The sequence below is a fragment of the Pisciglobus halotolerans genome, assembly GCF_900113675.1.
GTDB classification, from domain to species: Bacteria; Bacillota; Bacilli; order Lactobacillales; family Carnobacteriaceae; genus Pisciglobus; species Pisciglobus halotolerans.
In genome coordinates this window covers 76,904-97,947 of the sequence record NZ_FOQE01000006.1, presented here as the reverse complement: position 1 = coordinate 97,947, position 21,044 = coordinate 76,904, and the positions used below count along the sequence as shown (strand labels likewise).

Below are 21,044 nucleotides of genomic sequence, written 5' to 3'. Positions count from 1 at the left end.
GGAACAGTTTAACAGTTATTTCATACGTTGTAAAGTGTTTTTTCTTTACAGTCTTATTTTTTCTTTTTTCGGACCATTTTTTTCTTTTTCTTCTTTTTGTTGATGCCGGCTTTCTTGTTCATTTGGTTAAAAGCCATCTTTCCTAATTTCCCTTTTGCGCCTTTTCCAAATAGGTTATCCATTCCTGAAAGGTTTCCCTTAGACATTTGATTCATCATTTTTTTCGACTCGTTGAACTGTTTAATGAGTCGATTGACTTCAACTAATGGTCTGCCAGAACCTTTTGCAATTCTTTTCCGGCGGCTTTGTGACAAGATATCCGGATTTTCACGTTCTGCTCCTGTCATGGACAAAACGATGGCTTTCATGCGAGCTGTGTCTTTCGGGTCAACTTGGATTTGATCCAGTCCAGGTATGTTGTTCATACCCGGAATCATTTTGATGATATCTTCCAAAGGTCCCATCTTATTGACTTGATCCATCTGATCGATAAAATCATTCAAATCAAATGTGTTCTCTCGAATCTTTTCTGCCATTTCTTCTGCTTTTTTCTCATCGACATCTTGTTGGGCTTTTTCGATCAGCGTCAGCATGTCTCCCATACCTAGAATTCGACTAGCCATACGATCAGGATAGAAAGCATCTATAGCATCTAACTTTTCACCTTGACCGACAAATTTAATCGGTTTTCCGGTAACGGCCCGAATAGATAGTGCTGCTCCACCACGAGTGTCTCCATCTAACTTAGTCAGGACAACTCCCGTAATATCTAATTGTTCATTAAAAGATTTCGCTACGTTCGCAGCTTCTTGACCAGTCATTGCGTCTACCACTAAGAAGATTTCATTAGGTTGAGTCGCAGCTTTGATTTCGCTTAATTCTGCCATCAAGGTTTCATCGATTTGCAGACGTCCGGCCGTATCAATGAAGACTACGTCGCGTCCTTCATTTTTAGCTTGTTCGATTCCTTTTTCTGCTATTTCGATCGGGCTGACTTGGTCTCCCATTGAAAAGACTGGAATATTCAACTGCTCACCTAGTGTTTGCAGCTGTTCAATGGCAGCTGGACGATAAATATCGGCAGCAACCATCATTGGCCGTTTATGATCTTTTTCTCGCAAGTAATTGGCCAACTTTCCAGCTGTAGTTGTTTTCCCAGCTCCTTGGAGGCCGACCATCATAATGACTGTCGGCGGTTTTGGAGAAAATTCGATTCCTTCTTTTCCGCCACCCATTAGATCGGTCAATTCGTCATTAACGATTTTGATGATCTGTTGACCAGGGTTTAAGTTTTCAAGTACTTCAGAACCAACTGCTCGTTCGCTGACTTTCTTTACAAAATCTTTGACAACTTTAAAATTCACGTCCGCTTCTAGCAAAGCTAGTCGGACTTCTCGCATCATTTCTTTTACATCCGCTTCGGATACTTTCCCTTTTCGGCGCAACTTAGTCATTGCGTTTTGAAGACGTTCTGTTAATCCTTCAAATGCCATTCTTTCTCCTCATTTCTTCCGTTACTCTTTATTATTTTTCAATTGTGTTATCAGATGCTGCAAAGTCAAATCTTCTTTATATGCAGTTTCAGTATAATCTTCTATTGCTTCAATCGCTCTGTTTAACGAAACAAAATTTTCTAGTAAATGCAGTTTTTCCTCATATTCTAATAAGATTTTTTCTGTTCTTTTGATGTTATCATAGATTGCTTGACGACTAACATCAAATTCTTCAGCAATCTCTCCTAAAGAAAAATCATCTGCATAATAAAGCTGCATATATTCTTTCTGTTTATCCGTTAATAAAGCACCATAAAAATCAAACAACGCATTCATTTTATTGTTTTTTTCCAATTCCATGCTTTTTACTCCATTCTAAAGTACTGTAAAGGAATTAACGTTTACATACTTCTTAAGATTACCGATTTTTCCTATATAAGTCAATAAGCTCTATTTCTTTTTCAGCGAAACATCACGCTAGCTTTTCTAACGATAGGCGCCAAATGAATCTTCTTTTGTAAGATGGGCTGAAGTCATTGATTCTACAATATTTAACGTTGGTTTGTAAAATATCAATTTTTTTAATGCTAAACTCGTTAGAATCAAATTTCAGGAGGCGCATAGGGCTACTGATAGCCATGAAAAAAGATGCAATGTGAATCACTTAACTTAGTGTTAGGCTTTAGTCGTTACACTAAGTTTGAAGCTTGTAAGCATTGAGACGCGATTTTCGGCTCAATGTGTTCTCATCGCATTTCATCAGTAGTCCATCGACCGGAGGAAATTTCTTTATCAACGTTAAGTTAAAAGAGGAAGAAGCAAATCATTTCGGCAACACAAAAGGGAATAAAAGCCAAAAGAAAGACCCCTAAAAAAGAGAAGCCTCTTTTTTAGGAGCTGACTACATGCCCATCTTTATTCTTTTCAAAGACACCTATTTTCTGACTTCAACGAAACATATCTTTCAATCGTTTATTTAGATCAGATCGTTTCTTTGATCAGCTCACTGAATAAGCCGTAAATATAGTCTGTTGAATCAAATGCTTTCAAATCGTCCATGCTTTCCCCTAAACCAACAAACTTCACAGGAATCCCTAGTTCGTTTCGAATCGCAAGCACAATTCCGCCCTTAGCTGTGCCATCTAGCTTCGTTAGAACGATTCCTGTAACATCAGTGGTTTCTTTAAATTGGCGAGCTTGAATAAGTGCATTTTGACCTGTGGTAGCATCTAGCACCAGTAAGACTTCATGAGGTGCGTCGGGGACTTCTTTTTGGATAACCCGTTTGATTTTCTCTAATTCTTTCATCAAGTTGATTTTATTTTGCAAACGTCCAGCTGTATCGATCAAAAGGACATCTGCTTGTTCTTCTTTTGCTTTTTTGACAGCATCAAATGCAACAGAAGCTGGATCTCCGCCTTCTTTTCCAGTAATTACTTCTGCATGAACGCGTTCTCCCCAGATTTTTAGTTGTTCGATTGCTCCCGCCCGGAATGTGTCTCCGGCTGCAAGCAAAACTTTTTTTCCATCTGATTTATACTGATGTGCCAGCTTTGCAATTGAAGTTGTTTTTCCAACCCCATTAACACCTACAAACAAAATAACCGTCAATTCATTTTTCTTTAACTGAACAGGCTGTTCGTCGATTTCATTTTCTTCATAAATCTCCACCATTTTTTCAATGATAACCTGCTGAACTTCATTTTGGCTTTTTGCGTTTTTCAGCTTAACTTCTTGTCGCAAAGCATCGGTGATTTCCATGGTAACATCAAAACCAACATCTGCACCGATCAGAATCTCTTCAAGTTCTTCGAAAAAGTCTTCATCTACTTTACGGAAATTAGCAAATAAAGCATTCATCTTTTCAGAAAAAGACGAACGGGTTTTTTCTAACCCTTTTTCATACTTTTCAGCAACTTCATCTTGTTGAATGGGTTCTTCTTTTTTTTCGCCAGTAAAAGCTTGCTTGATTTTATCAAATAATCCCATATTGTCACCTCTTTGCTTTTATTTGTCATCCTGCTTCAGACTTGTTGAAAAATCAATGTTTCCATCGCATGAGCGACTCCATGTGCTTCATTCGTTTTGGTGATATATTGCGCTTTTTCTTTGACCGGTATTGTAGCATTTTCCATTGCAACGCCCATACCGGCAAACTCGATCATCGATAAGTCATTCTCTTCGTCCCCTAAAGCCATCACTTCTTCAGGATCGATAGAAAGCAACTCACATAAAACGGCGATTCCTGTAGCCTTGCTAACGCCCTTTTTCATCATCTCAAACAAAATCGGTCTTGATTTGACACAAGAATACCGTTCTAAATATGCCTCTGGGATATTGGCTAAGGCTTCGTTCAAGGTACTGGTTTCATAACAATAAATAATTTTATTAAAAGTATGGTCATCTGAGAAATCATCCAAAGTGGCTGATACAAATGGCAATGCCGGTTCCGTTTTAGGATACCAAGATTCCCTGCCTTCAGGATGAGGCAATTCATAAATATTTTCCAGATCGATCAAACTACAAGGAACATTCAGCTCTTGACTTAAAGCGTATAAATCTGCTGCTTCTTTTTTGGTCAATGTCTGTTGTGAAACCACTTTTCCTGTTTCAGAAAGCTGAACTAAGCCTCCGTTGTAAGTGATGACATAATCATCCAGTTCTCTTAAATTCAGCTCTTCTAATATATCGACGACGCTTAACAGAGGTCTTCCTGTACAAACGACTATTTTGATTCCTAAATCTTTTGCCTTTTTGATTGCTTCTTTGTTTTCTGTTGAAATTTTCCGATCGTTGTTCAATAATGTTCCATCTAGATCGATGGCGACTAATTTTATCATCGATTAATCATCACTTTCTGCTGATATTATAAACTACTTTACACATTGACTTCTTCCAGACGAACTGAAACTACCTTCGATACACCGGATTCTTGCATGGTTACGCCATATAAGGCATTAGCTTCTTCCATTGTACCTTTACGATGCGTAATCACGATAAATTGAGTTTCTTCTTCAAATTTTCTTAAATAGCGGCCAAAACGAACCACATTTGCTTCATCTAATGCTGCTTCAACCTCGTCCAATACACAAAACGGAACAGGTCGAACTTGTAAAATCGAAAATAATAAAGCGATCGCTGTCAGTGCTCTTTCTCCGCCTGAAAGCAAACTCAATTGTTGAAGCTTTTTGCCGGGCGGCTGCGCAATGATCTCGATACCAGTGGTCAATAAATTGTTTGGATCAGTCAGTTTAAGTTCTGCAGAACCACCACCAAACAGCTGAGTGAAGACTAAGTTGAATTTTCCTTGAATAGCCGTAAACATTTGCGAGAATCTTCGTGTTACTTCTTCATCCATTTCATCCATCGTTTCCAACAAACTATTTCTAGCCATCGATAAGTCTTCTTTTTGTTCAATCAAAAAAGTATAGCGTTCATTGACTCTTTCAAACTCTTCAATGGCATTCAAGTTGACTGGACCCAATTCTTCGATTCCTTGTTTTAATAGTTTTACTTGCCGTTTCGCTTCTTCTAACGGCACTGCTAAAGGAAAGTCTTTTAAAGCCGCTTCATACGTTATTGCATAAGTTCCGCTCAATAGTTCAAGACGTGACTCGACTGCGCTGTCTAAACGGCTTGCAGCTACTTCTTCTGCAGTTCGCTGTTCCAAGACAGCTTGCTTTTGATTATTTTTTCGAATAATGGCTTGAGTCAAAGATTCAAGCTGTTCTTCTCCATTTTCTTGTTCTGTTTTTAATGATTGCCAATGTTTTTCAAGTTCTGACTTTTTCTGTGTGGCTTCTGCCAGCTGTTCCTTCACTTCTTTTTGAGATAGCAAATGCCCATTGTCTGATACATCGGTTGCTGTCAGCTGTGTTTCCAATTGTTCAGCACTTTTTTTGGTTTCTGCACGTTGCTGCGCAAGACGTTTTTGTTCTTTCAGCAAGTAAGCGACTTGTTCTTTTACAGCAGCCAAATGTGTTGAAGATTGCTGGATGGTTTCTGTCAGCTGACTTTTCTTTGCTTCTTTCTCATCATTTTGAGCAGAGAGCCATTCCATTCTTTCTTTGATCAGCTGGCGTTTTTTTTGAGCTTCTTCAATCGCACTGTCGATTTTTTTCAGAGCTGCTGCATTCTCGTCTGCTTCTTCTTTAGCGGCATTGCTTTCGAATGCTTGTGCTTTTAGCTCTCTTTCCAAGTGATTTTTTTCATCCCGTAATCGATTCAGTTTGCTTTTTGATTCTTGCTCTTCCATGCGCAATTCTTCTCCTACTTTACGCAAAGTTTCCAGCTCAAATTCAATTTTCTTTTCTTGTTGCTTCATGCCACGCACATCAATTTCTTTTTCCTGCATGGCGGCGTCCATTTTTTTAATTTGTTCTTCTAACGTCTGCAAGTCATTTTTTCGACCAAGCAGGCTGCCTTTGTTGCCTTTTTTGCTGGCTCCGCCTGTCATTGAACCACCTGCATTCATCACATCTCCTTCAAGAGAAACAACACGGTATTTATAATGCAGCAGTTTAGCCAACTGGTTAGCGGATGACAAGTTTTCGGTAATCAATGTCGTTCCCAGTAAATAGTGCAAGACCCGTTCAATTTCTGGCGGATAAGAAATGATTTCACTGCCTATGCCAACAAAGCCGCTTACCGCTCTAGCTTTAATCAAAGCGGCTTCCGGTAAACGACGGGGCTTAATTGTCGTTAAGGGTAAAAAGGTTGCTCTGCCTAAATGACGTTGTTTTAAAAACTCGATCGCTTTTTTTCCGCTCATATCATCTTCTACAATGATATGTTGACTAGAAGCACCTAAAGCAATATCTAACGCCAATGTTAAAGACTTAGGAACGACGATCAGTTCTGCTACTGCTCCAATCATGCCTTTGATTTGTTCTTTATTTTTTAGTACTTCTCGAACACCTTGATAAAAGCCGGCGTAGTCTTCACTTAATTCTTGCAGGCTTTCTCTTTTAGCTTTTGCTTGTTGAACAATACGCATGGCATCATACAACTGATTTTCTTTTTTCTCTCTAGTTGTTCTCATTTGTTGCAATGCTGTTTGCTTTTCTTGGTAATGCAACAGTTTTTCTGCTACTGTCTGCTGACTGTCTTTTAAGGCTTGTTCTTGTTCAGTAATTTGTTCTTTCAATTTCTTTTCACGATCTAACATCGACGCTTTTGCTGCAGATGTACGCATCTTTTTTTGCTCATATTGACTTGAAGATTTCTTCAAATACATTTGCTCATTCTTCAAGCTTGTTTCTTGCTGCATCCACTCGATGTATTCATCTCGCAAGTCAGCTTCCATCTCTTTTTGATCTCCAGAAAGCATACGAAACTCTTTTTCAGCTTTCGTTAACGTGCGACTTAATTGTGTTTTTTCTTTTTCTTTATCTGCCAAAGCTTGTTGCGTTTCATTTGCTTCCTGTTCGAGCTGTTCTAATAAAGACGTTAGCTGTTGGAGATTTTGAACCATTTTTTCTCTATTTTCTTGTGAATTTTTGTTTCTTTCTGATAAAAGATTTTTTTGTCCATCAAGCTGCTCGATTTTTTTCACTAATTGCAACCGATTGGAATGACAGGTTTCAATTTGTTCTTTTAACGTTTGTTGTTCATTATGCAGCGTTCTGCTATCACGTTCCAATTGGCTGATTTCTTCTTGGAAGTATGTCAATCGTTGCTGACAAGCATCAATGGCCATCTTTTTTTGATGGATCTCTGATGTTAGTTGATCGATTTCAACAGCTGTCAAGGCAATTTCAATATCATGCAATTGGCTCTTTTGCATCAAGTAGTCTTTCGCTATGCTGCTTTGTTCTCGCAAAGGTTCGACTTGAGCAGCCAATTCATAAACGATATCTTGGACACGATTTAAATTATCTTTTGTTTCAACTAATTTTTGTTCTGCACTTTTCTTGCGTTTTTTATACTTCAATACTCCAGCAGCTTCTTCAAATATTACCCGTCGTTCTTCAGGTTTACTATTAAAGATCGACTCTACTTTTCCTTGCGAAATAATAGAAAAAGATTCTCTTCCCAATCCTGAATCCATAAATAGATCCACGATATCCTTCAAGCGGCAAGCTTGTTGGTTAATAAAAAACTCGCTCTCGCCAGAACGAAGAATACGCCTTGTGATACTGGCTTCCGTATAATCAAGCGGCAAAAAATGGTCTTCATTATCCAGCACAAGGGTAACTTCAGCAATATTTACTGGTTTACGTGATTCAGACCCTGAAAAAATAATATCTGGCATTTTCCCGCCACGTAAGCTTCGGGCAGATTGTTCTCCCATAACCCAGCGAATGGCTTCAATAATATTGCTTTTTCCACTTCCGTTTGGTCCAACGATAGCTGTTACACCTTCATTAAATTCAATTACCGTCTTCTCGGCAAATGACTTGAAACCAGCAATGTCTATTCTTTTTAACTGCACTGCACTCCTGGCCCCTTCCTATTTTTTATAGCTGTTGTAATTGTTCTAACGCATTTGCAGCAGCAACTTGTTCTGCCGCTTTTTTCGTTTTTCCTTTGCCTTCGCCCAGCTTTTTGCCTTCTGCCATCACTTCGACAAGAAATTCCTTCTGATGGGCTGGGCCAGCTTCTTCAACCAATAGATATTGAATAGCCACTTCTCCCTTTTGTTGTAAAAATTCTTGCAGATTCGTTTTTGGATCCATCACATGTGAAAAAGCACCGGACGCGATTCTTGGGTAAATGGTCTGTTCTAAAAAGTCGACCACTTTTTCCAGCCCTTGATCCAAGTACAAAGCTCCGATAAAAGATTCGAATAAATCGCATAACATCGCCGGTCTTTTGCGTCCGTTCATTCTTTCTTCGCCCTTGCCTAGACGGATTTGCTGATCAAATCCATACTCTTTTGCAAACTGGCTTAGACTAGCTTCACAAACAATTGCTGCTCTCAAGCGAGTCAGTTTTCCTTCCGGTTGATTAGGATAGCGTTCAAATAAGTACCTTGAGACGGTTAACTCTAAAACTGCATCCCCTAAAAATTCGATTCGTTCATTATCACGTAATTTGAGCTCTCGATGCTCATTCACATATGATGAATGGGTAAACGCTTCTTTAAGATAGGAAGTATTTTTAAACGTGATGCCAAAAGTATCGTTTAAATAATTTAAAAATTCTTCATTCATATTTCATTCCCCATTTCATTTTTGGTCATGTTCCTGCTCCATTATACTGGTTTTCCCTTTAAAAATAAACTCCTATCTAAAATAGAAGGAGTTGGTAGAGGCTTGAAAATCGTCTTTTTATAAAATGAATATTTTTATTGCTTACTCATGACTGGCAAAACCAAAAAAGCAAGAAACGTCATATTCTTCCGTTTCTTGCTTTTATCTGTTTTTAAAAAGGTGATACTTATTTGCTAATGAACGTATTACATTAGCAAATAACTTTTTTTAAGAGGCGATCTTTATTTTCTAGTGGTTTGCATCAATATAGCTTACAGCATCGCCTACTGTCGCAATTTTTTCAGCATCTTCATCAGAGATCTCTGTACCAAAGACATCTTCCATTTCCATAACAAGTTCCACGATATCTAATGAGTCAGCACCTAGATCTTCTTTAAAAGTCATATCAGATGTTACTCGTTCTTCGTCAACGCCAAATCGGTCAACGATAATCTTTTTTACCGTTTCGAAAGTTTCATTTTGAGACACGCATTACACCTCCGTCTGCTAAATTTATCACCGAGTTTTTTTAACTTCTCTTCTATTCTAACGTTATTCCCAAAAGAAGTCTATCTTTTTTTGCTCTTTTTGTTCTTGCCCTTTAGCCCTTTTCTGTTGCTTGATGTTCGAAATAATGCACCACGTCTGTAACGACGTTAGAGGCTAGAATGTTACGAATTTGTTTGATCGTATGATAAATAGCTTCTTTTTCAGCAGAGCCATGCGTTTTAACTACAGGAGCTTTCAACCCTAATAAAACAGATCCTCCGTGTTTCGAATAATCTAACACATCTTTTAAATCGGACAGCCCATCTTTTAATAATAAGCCGCCGAATTTGGCTTTCATTCCATTTTCCATGATTGTTTTTTTAATGAGGCTGACCATATTCAATGCTGTTCCTTCAATTGTTTTTAAAACCGCATTTCCTGTAAAGCCATCTGTGACCACAACATCAGCTACGCCATTTAATAATTCTCTTGCTTCGACATTTCCTATAAAGTGGATTTCTTGATTTTCTTTTAATAATTGAAAAGCTTGTTTTGTTACTTCATTCCCTTTGTTTTCTTCTGTCCCATTATTTAACAAACCAACACGAGGTTTGCTGACACCTTGGATTGCTTGTGCATAGTAGCTTCCAAGAGTGGCAAATTGATTAATATTAGCAGGTTTGCAATCTGCATTTGCTCCTACATCCATCAAGTTAAAAGAGGACACATTTCCATTTAGAGTTGGTAAAGTAACCATTAAGCCTGGACGGTCGATTCCTTTGATCCGTCCTACGATCAAGAGACCTGACGCTAATAAAGCACCTGTGTTCCCAGCTGAAAACAAAGCGTCAGCTCTTCCTTCTTTTACTGCTCGAGCTGCTAAAACCATAGAAGCTTCTTTTTTTCTTCTAACGGATCTCACTGGATCGTCATCACTTTCAATTTTTTCGTCTGTGTGCACGATCGTGATGTGTTTTTCATCAGTCAAATGCTCACGAATCATGGATTCCTTTCCATACAACTCAAATTCTATATCATCGAATTCTTTCGCCGCTAAAACGACACCTTCTACGATTGCTTTTGGTGCGTGGTCCCCACCCATTGCGTCTATTGCGATTTTCATCTTTACTTCTCCCCTTTACTTGCTGATTTTTCAGCTAAATGTACCTGTTTCAATTTGTTCTTGGTTTACTTTTTCTCTTAAAGCGGCATACTGATGATCACTTAAAAAATGTTCTGAATGAACAAGTTCAGCTGCTTCTTCTCTTGCAGCTTCTAAAGCACCAAAGTCACTGACGATGTCACCGACTTTAAAATCAGGGGTTCCTGATTGCTTATGACCGAAAACGTCGCCCGGTCCTCTTAATTCCAAATCTTTTTCACTCAAAATAAAGCCATTAGTTGTTTCAGTCATAATTTTCATGCGTTCTATTCCTGCTTCGCTTTTTGGATTGGCTACTAGAATACAGTAAGAAGCTTTATTGCCACGGCCAACGCGACCTCTTAACTGGTGCAGCTGTGCAAGTCCAAAACGGTCAGCATCATAAATGACCATGGTTGTGGCATTCGGCACATTGACACCGACTTCGATAACTGTTGTTGAAACGAGTACTTGCACCTCATTTTGCTTAAAGGTTTCCATCACGGTATCTTTTTCTTCAGCTTTCATTTGTCCATGCAATAAACCAACCTGATAACGACCTTGGTAGTAAGCTGTTAGACGTTTATAAATATCTGTAGCATTTTTAACATCCAAGTTTTCAGATTTTTCGATCAATGGACAAATGACATATGCTTGGGAACCTTGATTTAATTGTCTTTCAACAAATTCTAATGTGTGCTCAAAGTTTTTCGGTCTTGTCCATGTCGTTTCAATCGGTATTCTACCGGCAGGCATTTCATCGATACTGGATACATCCATTTCTCCATAAGCTGTGATAGCTAATGTTCTTGGGATAGGTGTAGCAGTCATAAACAAAACATCCGGCTCAGTGCCTTTATCACTTAATGTCTTCCGCTGATTGACACCAAAGCGGTGCTGTTCATCTGTGATCACCAGCCCTAAATCGGCAAATTGAACTGTGTCTTGGATCAAAGCATGTGTTCCAATAATCAGATCGATCTCGCCATTTTTTAATTGTGCTAAAATTTCTTTCCGTTCCTTTGCCTTTGTAGAACCTGTCAGCAATGCTACTTTAACTTCTAATGGATCGAATAAACTTGCAAAAGTTTCCATATGTTGTTCTGCCAAAATTTCTGTCGGCACCATTAATGCAGATTGTACTTGAGCTGTTACAGCAGCGTACACTGCGATTGCTGCTACGATCGTCTTCCCGCTTCCCACGTCTCCCTGCAATAACCGATGCATATGAACAGGCTTCTTAAGATCAGCACAAATTTCATTGACAACGCGTTTTTGCGCAGTTGTTAATTCAAAAGGCAAAGTTTGAATAAATTGCTTTAGACGAGCAATATCATAATCCACTGAAACACCGGCGTTTGCTGTCTTTTGTTTTTTGCGTAAGAATTGCATTTTGAGCTGGTACACAAGAAATTCTTCAAAAATCGTTTCTCTTCTGGCTTGTCTAGCTTGTTCTTCTGAAGAAGGAAAATGCATCGCATAGACCGCTTCTTTACGAGAAATCAAGCGGTATTTTTCCCTTAATGCTTCTGGAACAGTTTCAGGAATAAAATCTTGATATTCTTGGTAAGCAGCTTTGATCAGATTGACGAATGTCTTTTGTTTGATCTTTTTTGTCGTATGGTAAACAGATGAATAGTCTTGACTGGAAGAAGAAGCGCCCAGCACCTTTATTCCTGCTAAACTTTTCCGTTTTTCATCCCACTTTCCATAAATCGTGATCTCTTCTCCTAATACAATGTTCTTCTTTAAGTAAGGCTGATTAAAAAACGAGACAGTGATCACATCACGATCGATTTTCAACCGAAAGGACAACCGATTCTTTTTATAGCCAAAACGGCTGACGACTGGCTCTGATACAACCTCTCCTTTTAAGGAGGCCTTTTCTTGATCCTCGATCTCGTAAATTCCTTTCACTTGGATATCTTCATACCGAAATGGAAAATGAGTCAGCAAGTCTTCAATGGTTACGATCCCAAGTTCAGCTAAAGCTGCTTGTCTTTTTTCTCCAACATTTGCAAGTACCGTCACAGGATCATAAATAGATTTCATCTTGTTGGATCGTATTCTTGCTTCCAGCATCTGCGAATACAATCTTCTCTCCTTTCTTTTTCTATATTAAGCTCAACTTTCAACAGCTTATTGATAACGGAACTTTTCTTTGCCTCTTATTCATCAAAAACCATTGAACGTTTTTTTGACAGAATGAAAAAAGAAGAAGATGAGACCACTGTCTCAGCCTCTTCGCTTTTTTGGTTCTTCCTCTTTTAACGTTAGTAAAGAAATTTCCTACAGTCGATGGGCTACTGATGGAAAGCCATGAGAACACATTGAGCCGTAAATCGCGTCTCAATGCTTGCAAGCTTCAAACTTAGTGTAACGGCTAAAGCCTAACACTAAATGATTCACATTGCATCTTTTTTCATGGCTATCAGTAGCCCTATGCGCCTCCTGAAATTTCTAGAAATAGGATTCTAACGAGTTTAGCATTAAAAAAATGATATTTTACAGACCAACGTTAAATATTGTAGAACCCGCTTTTTCGCTATTTGTTGCATGGTAATATTTTCGCTGATCCTTGCTCTATTGTCTATTCGACAGATAGTAAATAAGGATAGACCGGTTGTTTTCCTTCATGGATATCCACTTCTACTTCTTCATAGCGGTCTTCGATCTCTTTGGCAATTTCTTCAGCTTCTGATTGAGAAGAACCTTCACCAAGTAAAATTGTAACGATTTCGCTATCTTCTGAAATCATTTGTTCTAATGTTTCCAATACGGCATCTTTAAGATCTGCTTTCGCTAACTTGATCTTGCCGTCAATGATTCCCATGTAATCATCTTTTTTGATTTTCACATGATCGATTTCAGTATCGCGGATCGCATTGGTGATCTGTCCACTAATGACATTACCTAGCTCTTTTGTCATTTCGGCTTTGTTCGTTTCTAAGTCGTTGGTTTCATTAAAAGCTAGCATAGCTGTCATCCCTTGAGAAATGGTTCTGCTTGGAACTACAGCTACAGGGATATCACTTGCTTCCGCTGCTTGTTCAGCTGCCATAAAGATATTTTTATTATTTGGCAAAATAATCACTTTTTCAGCATGTGCTTCATTGATCGCATTTAAAATATCTTCTGTACTTGGATTCATTGTTTGGCCACCATTGATCAGTACACTGACCCCTAAGCTTTTGAACAGTGACTGAACGCCTTCCCCCGCTGCAATAGCGACAATACCAAATGGTTCTTTTTTAGCAGGCATCGTTTTTTCGTGTTCATCGTGGTCTTTAATCGCTTCATGCTGTTCACGCATATTATCGACTTTTATTTTGATCAATGAACCAAACTTTTGTCCATAGTTCATCACTTCACCCGGATGTTCAGTATGTACATGGACTTTAATGATCTCATCATCATTTACAACGAGTAAAGAATCACCGATTTGATTTAAATGATTACGGAATGTGTCATAATCAAATTCACTATCAACTGTTTCTCCTTCACCGATACGGACCATGATTTCTGTACAGTAACCGTATTTAATATCTTCCGTTGCCATGTGGCTCTGCACACTTCTATGATGCTCTGCATTGACCATTTCTGTCATTTCAGCAGGAGTCGGTTGATGAGCTTCTTGTTCAACAACTTTGCCAGATAAAGCTTCCAAGAATCCTTCATAAACATAAACAAGACCTTGTCCACCGCTATCTACAACGCCTACTTCCTTTAAAACAGGTAATAGATCAGGAGTTTTAGCTAGAGCTTTTTTGGCAACGTTCAATACCGTTTTCATCACTTCAACTGTATCTGTTGTTTGTTCAGCTTTTTTCTCCCCTGCTTTAGCTGCTTCTCTAGCAACTGTCAAAATCGTTCCTTCTACAGGCTTCATGACCGCTTTGTAAGCTGTTTCTACACCGCTTGTAAAAGCGCCAGCTAATTCTTTAGCAGTCAACGTTTCTTTGTTTAAGATTCCTTTACCGAAACCTCTGAACAATTGAGAAAGGATAACACCAGAGTTTCCTCTAGCCCCCATCAATAATCCTTTAGATAATGCAGCAGCTAACTCTCCTACATGATCACTCGTGTTATCTCTAACAGCTTTTGCTCCGCTTGTCATCGATAGGTTCATATTCGTTCCAGTATCTCCGTCCGGAACTGGAAACACGTTCAGTGAATTGACATATTCTGCATTTTTTTCAAGACGTTCTGCGCCAGCAGCCACCATCGAACGAAACTGCTTCGCTTCAACTACTTCTACTTTCACTACTCATTTCCTCCTTGTGTCACATCTAACCTCTATCGTGTGACATTCAACCATTTCTTAATCTTGTATTACTCGTACGCCCTGAACATATACATTAACTGTATTGGCGGACACGCCTAACATCGATTCTAAATTGTATCTAACTTTTTCTTGTACATTGCGACATACTTCTGAGATCTTTGTGCCATAGCTAACGATAATATAAACGTCTACAGCTACACCGTTCTCTTCTTGACGGACAAGAACGCCTTTTGAATAATTTTCTTTTTTTAAGATTTCATTTAAGTTATCGCGAATTTGGTTTTTACTTGCCATTCCAACAATTCCAAAAATTTCAGTTGCGGCTCCTCCAACAACTGTTGCAATAACATCATTTGAAATATCGATGGTGCCAAACTGCGTATTGATTTTAACAGCCATGTTAAAAATCCTCCTCTTGACTAAAAAGCCATAAATTACTCATTATATTGTAGCACAGGCCAACAGAGAAGAAAAGGTATATCCGGCTTTAAGCCTTTTTCTATCCCTTCATCAATTTAAAAAAATAGCTCTCTCGAGACTAAAAAGTTTATACCGCTCTGCTATTTTAAACATGTCAAGTAAATTTACTTGAAAGAAAATCCTTGCAAAACAAGAAAAGATATGCTAAATTATTTTAAGTATAAGACTGATTGAAGCTTTGCTTCAGGTATGGCAAAGGAGGAAAGAAAATGGCTAAACAATGTTATGTTACAGGAAGAAAAGCAAAAAGCGGAAACAACCGCTCTCATGCATTAAATAAAACAAAACGTTCTTTTGGTGCTAACTTGCAAAAAGTTCGCATCTTAGTTGACGGAAAACCTAAAAGAGTTTGGGTTTCAGCTCGCGCTCTTAAATCAGGAAAAGTTGAACGCGTTTAATAGGAATGCGGTCTAAAAAGATCAAAGGCAGGAGATTGCTCCCGCCTTTTTTTGTTGCGCTCAATAATTTATGATCCTTTTTCACTGTTGTCTTTACTTTGAATCACTGCTACAATTCCTTCAGTAAAAGAAAATTCAGCTGTTCCTTCAAGGAATTCATTGCTGGCTAAAGAAATAGGATAATCGAAATCCTTTTTCTTCAATGGATATTTTGTTCGAACGAGTGATAGTGCCTTGACAGGCGTCATGCAGACAAAAGCTAGATACTTTTTGTCTGCTTCTTTTTCGATTTGATAAGAACCTGGCAAATAAAAGGAAATCGTATTTTGCAGATCGATCAAATGGATCTTTTGAGCATGCTGCTTAAATCGCGGCTGTAACACTAAAAATAAGTTGCTCAACAAATGATCCATTCTTCCAGCCGTGGCACCGTAAAGAATAATTTCGCTCGCTTGGTAAGTCGTCAATGCCAATTGAATCGCTAATTCTGTATCCGTGTCATCTTTCTCAGAAGGAAATGTCTTAACATCTTTGACTTTACGATTGATCATTTCCCATTCTTCATTATTTACAGAATCAAAATCTCCGATCGCAGTCATTGGTATCATTCCAGCTTCGAGCAAACGGATCGTACCATAGTCTACACCGATCCATTGAGCCGTTTTCTTGATCTCTTCATTTAAGAATGGAATAGATGCGCCAGGACCTCCAAGCATAATCCCGATTTTAGTCATAAGCGACAGCTTCTCTCAATGCTTCCATTTGTTTTGCAGGTTCATCCGCACGATAAACATAAGAGCCAGCTACGAAAACAGTTGCCCCAGCTTCCCAGCATTCTTTAGCCGTTTCAGGAACGATTCCGCCATCAACTTCTATCTCGAAAGACAAATTCATTTCTTTCTTTATAGAAGCTAATGTTTTGATCTTCTCAACCATTGTGGGAATGAAGCCTTGCCCGCCAAAACCAGGATTAACGGTCATCACGAGTACAAGATCAACATCAGCCAACACGGGACGAACGGTCTCTACTGATGTGCCTGGATTTAATACGATCCCAGCTTTCACACCTTGCTGTTTGATCATTTGGATGGCTCGATGAATGTGAGGGGTGCTTTCGACTTGAACAGATAAAATATCTGCACCTGCTTTAGCAAAATCAGCAATATAGCGTTCAGGATTTTCGATCATCAAATGGCAATCAAGCGGCAACTTTGTGATCGGCCGGATCGCAGAAACCACATTTGGTCCAAAAGTGATGTTGGGAACAAAGTGTCCATCCATTACATCGACATGTATGTAATCTGCCCCTCCTTTTTCCACTGTTTGAATGTCCCGCGCAAGATGTGCAAAGTCTGCACTTAAAATAGATGGTGCGATTTTCATGTTCTCTTCCTCATTTCTTCTTTTTTGTATAGTCTGGTTTTTGCCGTTCGATCTCGTCTAGAAACTGTAAATAATGTTGATAACGATAGTCTGCTATCAACTCATTCTTTACATTTTCTTTTACTTGACACCCCGGTTCTTTTCGATGTAAACAGCCTCTAAATTTGCATTGATCTTGAATAGCTAAGAACTCTGGAAAACATTCTCTTAATTCATCAGCTGCAATATCCATGAATTCAATGGCACTAAAGCCAGGTGTATCAGCCACCAATCCATCAAACAAGGGAAGTAATTCGACATGACGAGTGGTATGTTTTCCTCTTCCTAATGATTGAGAAATTTCACCTGTTTTCAAAACCAAATGAGGTGAAATGGCATTTAACAACGTAGATTTTCCTGCTCCTGATTGCCCCATAAAAACAGTTAGTTTTTCAGAAAACCACTCCGTTAGTTTTTCAATCGCCTCTTGATCATCATGAGGTTCTGGTAAAATGAAAGTGTAACCGATGTTTGTGTAATCTTGTTGTATCTTCTGTATTTTTTTATTTTCTTCCTCATTGATGAGATCTGTTTTTGTCACATAGATGATTGCTTGTATGTTTTTACTTTCTAGCACTGCTAAAAAACGGTCCAACAGCTGTGTTGAAAAAGCAGGTTCAGCCGCCGACATGATCACAACGCCAAGATCTACATTAGCTACGGGAGGACGAATCAATTCATTTTTTCGCGGCAGTAGTTCTGTGATCATTCCTTCTTCTTGGTTCAAACTTTCGAATTGAACGAAATCTCCGACTAAAGGAGTCAATTGACGTTTTCTAAAGTTCCCCCTGCCTCTCGTTTGAAACGTTTTTCCTTGATCATAAACGTAGTAAAAGCCGCTAAGTGCTTTTCTGATTTGTCCTTTAGACAACTCGTTTCCTCCTTTGGGTTTCTTCTCCTTTTAACTTTACTCAAAGCCTCTTTAGAATGCAACCAGAAAACATTTGTAAACAGATGAAAATAAAGGTTCTTCCTCTTTTAACGTTGGTAAAGAAATTTCCTACGGTCGATGGGCTACTGATGGAAAGCCATGAGAACACATTGAACCGAAAATCGCGTCTCAATGCTTGCAAGCTTCAAACTTAGTGTAACGGCTAAAGCTTAACACTAAGTGATTCACATTGCATCTTTTTTCATGGCTATCAGTAGCCCTATACGCCTCCTGAAATTTCTAGAAATAGGATTCTAACGAGCTTAGTATTAAAAAAATTGATTTTTTACAGACCAACGTTAACTATTGTAGAACCAAAATAAAAAGGAGCTGTTTTAAAACAGATCCCTTTTATTTATTCGGTTTAAAAATGTATTTTCCTTAGCCTTCATCATTCGTTTCGTCAGATTCCGGCTGTATATTAGCTTTTTCTTCAATAACTTCTCCGTCTCTTACAATACGATAACGTCCGGTTTCACCTTCTTTAAGAGTGAAAGAAAGAACGGTGTCAGTATCTTCGTCAATAGAAAATTGTTGATAAATATTATCGATTGAATTTTGTTCATCTTCAAGATAAATTTCTATCTGATTCTCTTTACTTTTTGATTCTTCACTGCTCTTTTCCTCATCAGAATCGCCTTCTTCAGCAGTTTCTTTCGTTTCTTGATAAGGAATACTTACAGTAATATTAAAACGTTCAACCGGCACCTCTTTCGGACCAAGAGAGAGTACAACTGATAGAGAATCGCCTTTATAGAAGATTTTGCCTGCTTCAATGGATTGCGAGATCACATAACCGCTTGGAATATCTTCAGAATGTTCTTGCGTCAATGACAACTCCAGGCCGTTTTCATTTGCATAGTCTTCCACGCCTTTTTGAGAGTAGCCGTCTAAGTCACGCATTTTGATTCCTCTTTTTCCTGTGCTGACGATCAATGTTACGGTTGTTTCGCTAGGGATCACCTCATTGTCTTCTTCAATATCTTGCGAGATGATCACCCCTTCAGGAACAGTTTCGCTGCTTTCTTGCTGCTGCTCGACAGTAAAACCAAGGTCTGTTAATGCTGCACGTGTTTCTTCATAAGATTCTCCTACATAATCTTTAAAGGCAACCGTTTTTTTGCCAGAGCTGACATATAAAAGGACTGTTGTTTTTTCTTTTACACTAGCGCCAGCTGCAGGATCTGTCCGAATCGCCAATTCTTCTGCGATCTTTTCATTCGGCTCTTGGCTTACGTCTTCTACAGCTAAGTTAGCTTGCGTTAACGTTTCTTTTGCTTTTTCTTCTGTTAATCCTTCTATGTTTGGCACCGTTACATCTTTGGGAGATAGTAGAATGAGTAGAGAAACAAAAACGATCAACATTGCAGCTATGGCCAAAAGAAACCACATAAGCTTGCGTTTTTTCTTTTTAGGCTTCTTTTTTAAAGACTGTCCTTGATGATGAGCAGTCTTTTTTTCTGTTGGCTGCTCAAGATCTTTTTCAGAAGTGATCGGTACCGCATCCCCATCATATTGATGAGTTTGCGTATCAATAGGTGTGAGCACCTTTGTATCTTCTTGCATGCTTACAGGCATAAAAGGCGCTTCAGCACTTCTTTCTGGAGATAGGGCAGTTTCAAGATCTTCAGCCATTTCACGAACTGATTTATAGCGGTCAGCCGTTTCTTTTGCTGTCGCTTTCAACACAACATTCTCAAGCGGTTGCGGGATCAAATAGTCAATTTTCTTTACAGAGGGAATAGGTTCTTGAAAATGTTTGAGCGCAATAGAAACAGCGGATTCACCTTCAAAAGGAACTTTTCCGATCAGCAGCTCATACAAAATGATACCTAAAGAATAGATATCAGATTGATTTGTCGCCATTCCACCTCTTGCTTGTTCAGGAGACAAGTAATGGACGGATCCTAACAATGAATTTGTTTGTGTGATGGAAGACTGAGAAACAGCAACAGCAATCCCAAAATCTGTGATTTTGATGACGTCATTTTCATCGATCAATATATTTTGTGGTTTCAAATCACGGTGAATAATACGGTTTTGATGAGCGTATTCCACTGCTGAAAGGATTTGTTCCATAATATTAATGACTTTTGGATAAGCAATGGGATAATGATTTTGTATGTATTGCTTCAAGTCCATGCCTTTTACGTATTCCATTACAATGTATTGATTATGGTCTTCCTCTCCCACATCGTAAATACCAACAATGTTCGGATGCACAAGCTCTGTGGCCGCTAGAGCTTCTCTTTTAAAGCGTCTGATGGTGTCCTCATCATCTCTAAAATCATAACGCAAGACTTTCACTGCTACATCACGATCAAGAATCAAGTCATGAGCCAGATAAACATTTGCCATTCCACCTGTTCCTACAGGCTTTTTGACTTTGTAGCGTCCATTCAGTTTCTTACCAGCTTCCATCTTCTTTTCCCTCCTTTCTCTTATCAAAATCGATCAGCATAACGGTGATGTTGTCTAATCCGCCTCTTTCATTTGCTAAAGAAACCAAATAGCTGACCTTTTCTTTCAAAGTGGCAGTTCCTGTCAGAATTTCTTTGATTTCTTCATTTTTCACCATATTTGTCAATCCGTCTGAACACAACAAAATAAACTCACCTTGCTGATAAAGATAAGTCGTTAGATCAATATCTAGCTCTTCCAATACCCCAAGAGAGCGAGTCAACACGTTTTTACGCGGATGATTTTCGGCTTCCTCAAAAGAAATTTCTCCGCTTTTGATCAGTTCCTGTACAAGCGAATGATCTTCTGTCATTTGCTCTATTTCCCCATTTGTTAATCGATAAGCACGACTGTCTCCAATATTCGCGACAACGAAACCATCTTTTACCGCTGCAACTGCAACAAGTGTCGTTCCCATACCTTCTAAATCGGGAAATTGTTCCGCTTTTTCAACTAACCGCTTATTCTCACGATCGATAGCTGATTTCAGCCACTCTTTCGCCTCTTCTGTTTGACTTAAATGCGTTTCGCTCCAAGCATGTCCTAAATGCGAAACGACCATTTCACTTGCGACGTCACCCGCTTGATGGCCGCCCATGCCGTCACACAAAATGGATAATGTGCACTCAGAATGATTATTAAAATAACCAGCAAAATCTTGATTATTCTTTCTTCTCATTCCAACATCACTTTCTAAAGCTACCCTCATAGTTCCACCTCTTTTTAAATGATCTGCTTGATCCTGCATCAAC

At 38.8% G+C, this 21,044-nt stretch carries 17 protein-coding genes; 1 reads left to right on the top strand and 16 read right to left on the bottom strand.

The genetic code is table 11. The annotated features are described in order from the left end of the window. Nucleotides 1-53: 53 nt before the first annotated feature. From ffh to BM057_RS03595, 11 genes are all read right to left on the bottom strand, one after another. Complete coding sequence (ffh, locus tag BM057_RS03645; protein WP_047391344.1) at nucleotides 54-1,493, bottom strand: signal recognition particle protein; 1,440 nt, start codon at nucleotides 1,491-1,493, stop codon at nucleotides 54-56. Nucleotides 1,494-1,514: 21 nt separating this feature from the next. Further along, a complete protein-coding gene (locus BM057_RS03640) occupies nucleotides 1,515-1,853 on the bottom strand; it encodes a putative DNA-binding protein (RefSeq protein ID WP_092091538.1) in 339 nt (112 codons plus the stop codon). A gap of 621 nt (nucleotides 1,854-2,474) precedes the next feature. Next, nucleotides 2,475-3,482 carry a signal recognition particle-docking protein FtsY gene (gene ftsY, locus BM057_RS03635; protein ID WP_092091536.1) on the bottom strand — a complete coding sequence of 336 codons (1,008 nt, stop codon included), beginning with the start codon at nucleotides 3,480-3,482 and terminating at the stop codon, nucleotides 2,475-2,477. Nucleotides 3,483-3,517: 35 nt separating this feature from the next. Further along, nucleotides 3,518-4,333, bottom strand: a complete 816-nt coding sequence (locus BM057_RS03630) for a Cof-type HAD-IIB family hydrolase (RefSeq protein ID WP_092091534.1) — start codon at nucleotides 4,331-4,333, stop codon at nucleotides 3,518-3,520. 38 nt (nucleotides 4,334-4,371) lie between these two features. Then, nucleotides 4,372-7,926: a chromosome segregation protein SMC gene (gene smc / locus BM057_RS03625; protein WP_092091532.1), complete on the bottom strand. Its 3,555-nt coding sequence runs from the start codon at nucleotides 7,924-7,926 to the stop codon at nucleotides 4,372-4,374. A gap of 25 nt (nucleotides 7,927-7,951) precedes the next feature. Then, nucleotides 7,952-8,647, bottom strand: coding sequence for a ribonuclease III (gene rnc / locus BM057_RS03620; protein WP_047391332.1), 696 nt, complete (start codon nucleotides 8,645-8,647; stop codon nucleotides 7,952-7,954). A 288-nt stretch (nucleotides 8,648-8,935) separates the two neighbouring features. Continuing rightward, complete coding sequence (gene acpP, locus BM057_RS03615; RefSeq protein ID WP_047391329.1) at nucleotides 8,936-9,175, bottom strand: acyl carrier protein; 240 nt, start codon at nucleotides 9,173-9,175, stop codon at nucleotides 8,936-8,938. Nucleotides 9,176-9,287: 112 nt separating this feature from the next. Continuing rightward, complete coding sequence (gene plsX / locus BM057_RS03610) at nucleotides 9,288-10,298, bottom strand: phosphate acyltransferase PlsX (RefSeq protein WP_092091530.1); 1,011 nt, start codon at nucleotides 10,296-10,298, stop codon at nucleotides 9,288-9,290. Between the two features lie 30 nt (nucleotides 10,299-10,328). Further along, nucleotides 10,329-12,368 carry an ATP-dependent DNA helicase RecG gene (gene recG / locus BM057_RS03605; RefSeq protein ID WP_245741791.1) on the bottom strand — a complete coding sequence of 680 codons (2,040 nt, stop codon included), beginning with the start codon at nucleotides 12,366-12,368 and terminating at the stop codon, nucleotides 10,329-10,331. Between the two features lie 538 nt (nucleotides 12,369-12,906). Then, nucleotides 12,907-14,541 (bottom strand): DAK2 domain-containing protein, encoded by a 1,635-nt coding sequence (locus BM057_RS03600; RefSeq protein WP_177186165.1) that lies wholly within the window; start codon nucleotides 14,539-14,541, stop codon nucleotides 12,907-12,909. A gap of 96 nt (nucleotides 14,542-14,637) precedes the next feature. Then, a complete protein-coding gene (locus BM057_RS03595) occupies nucleotides 14,638-15,000 on the bottom strand; it encodes an Asp23/Gls24 family envelope stress response protein (RefSeq protein WP_047391321.1) in 363 nt (120 codons plus the stop codon). A gap of 290 nt (nucleotides 15,001-15,290) precedes the next feature. On the opposite strand from BM057_RS03595, the gene rpmB reads away from it, so the two are divergent. Further along, a complete protein-coding gene (rpmB, locus tag BM057_RS03590) occupies nucleotides 15,291-15,479 on the top strand; it encodes a 50S ribosomal protein L28 (protein ID WP_047391318.1) in 189 nt (62 codons plus the stop codon). A gap of 68 nt (nucleotides 15,480-15,547) precedes the next feature. Here rpmB and BM057_RS03585 read toward each other — a convergent pair whose 3' ends face one another. The 5 genes from BM057_RS03585 to BM057_RS03565 all read right to left on the bottom strand — a co-directional run bounded on the left by BM057_RS03585 (nucleotide 15,548) and on the right by BM057_RS03565 (nucleotide 21,001). Further along, nucleotides 15,548-16,213 (bottom strand): thiamine diphosphokinase, encoded by a 666-nt coding sequence (locus BM057_RS03585; RefSeq protein ID WP_092091528.1) that lies wholly within the window; start codon nucleotides 16,211-16,213, stop codon nucleotides 15,548-15,550. Then, a complete protein-coding gene (rpe, locus tag BM057_RS03580; RefSeq protein ID WP_047391313.1) occupies nucleotides 16,206-16,862 on the bottom strand; it encodes a ribulose-phosphate 3-epimerase in 657 nt (218 codons plus the stop codon). Before rpe ends, BM057_RS03585 begins: the two co-directional genes overlap by 8 nt. 10 nt (nucleotides 16,863-16,872) lie before the next feature. After that, nucleotides 16,873-17,772 carry a ribosome small subunit-dependent GTPase A gene (rsgA, locus tag BM057_RS03575; RefSeq protein ID WP_092091526.1) on the bottom strand — a complete coding sequence of 300 codons (900 nt, stop codon included), beginning with the start codon at nucleotides 17,770-17,772 and terminating at the stop codon, nucleotides 16,873-16,875. Nucleotides 17,773-18,213: 441 nt separating this feature from the next. Then, nucleotides 18,214-20,253 carry a Stk1 family PASTA domain-containing Ser/Thr kinase gene (gene pknB / locus BM057_RS03570; protein WP_092091524.1) on the bottom strand — a complete coding sequence of 680 codons (2,040 nt, stop codon included), beginning with the start codon at nucleotides 20,251-20,253 and terminating at the stop codon, nucleotides 18,214-18,216. Continuing rightward, nucleotides 20,240-21,001 (bottom strand): Stp1/IreP family PP2C-type Ser/Thr phosphatase, encoded by a 762-nt coding sequence (locus BM057_RS03565; protein WP_092091522.1) that lies wholly within the window; start codon nucleotides 20,999-21,001, stop codon nucleotides 20,240-20,242. The genes pknB and BM057_RS03565 overlap by 14 nt, the downstream gene beginning before the upstream one ends. Nucleotides 21,002-21,044: the final 43 nt, after the last annotated feature.

Coding starts and splice junctions, on each gene's coding strand:
- ffh (WP_047391344.1), bottom strand. CDS start 1,493: ATGGCATTTGAAGGATTAACAGAACGTCTTCAAAACGCAATGACTAAG.
- BM057_RS03640 (WP_092091538.1), bottom strand. CDS start 1,853: ATGGAATTGGAAAAAAACAATAAAATGAATGCGTTGTTTGATTTTTAT.
- ftsY (WP_092091536.1), bottom strand. CDS start 3,482: ATGGGATTATTTGATAAAATCAAGCAAGCTTTTACTGGCGAAAAAAAA.
- BM057_RS03630 (WP_092091534.1), bottom strand. CDS start 4,333: ATGATAAAATTAGTCGCCATCGATCTAGATGGAACATTATTGAACAAC.
- rnc (WP_047391332.1), bottom strand. CDS start 8,647: ATGAATGAAGAATTTTTAAATTATTTAAACGATACTTTTGGCATCACG.
- plsX (WP_092091530.1), bottom strand. CDS start 10,298: ATGAAAATCGCAATAGACGCAATGGGTGGGGACCACGCACCAAAAGCA.
- recG (WP_245741791.1), bottom strand. CDS start 12,368: ATGAAATCTATTTATGATCCTGTGACGGTACTTGCAAATGTTGGAGAA.
- BM057_RS03600 (WP_177186165.1), bottom strand. CDS start 14,541: ATGGTGGCTGCTGGCGCAGAACGTCTTGAAAAAAATGCAGAATATGTC.
- BM057_RS03595 (WP_047391321.1), bottom strand. CDS start 15,000: ATGGCTGTTAAAATCAATACGCAGTTTGGCACCATCGATATTTCAAAT.
- rpmB (WP_047391318.1), top strand. CDS start 15,291: ATGGCTAAACAATGTTATGTTACAGGAAGAAAAGCAAAAAGCGGAAAC.
- BM057_RS03585 (WP_092091528.1), bottom strand. CDS start 16,213: ATGACTAAAATCGGGATTATGCTTGGAGGTCCTGGCGCATCTATTCCA.
- rpe (WP_047391313.1), bottom strand. CDS start 16,862: ATGAAAATCGCACCATCTATTTTAAGTGCAGACTTTGCACATCTTGCG.
- pknB (WP_092091524.1), bottom strand. CDS start 20,253: ATGGAAGCTGGTAAGAAACTGAATGGACGCTACAAAGTCAAAAAGCCT.
- BM057_RS03565 (WP_092091522.1), bottom strand. CDS start 21,001: ATGAGGGTAGCTTTAGAAAGTGATGTTGGAATGAGAAGAAAGAATAAT.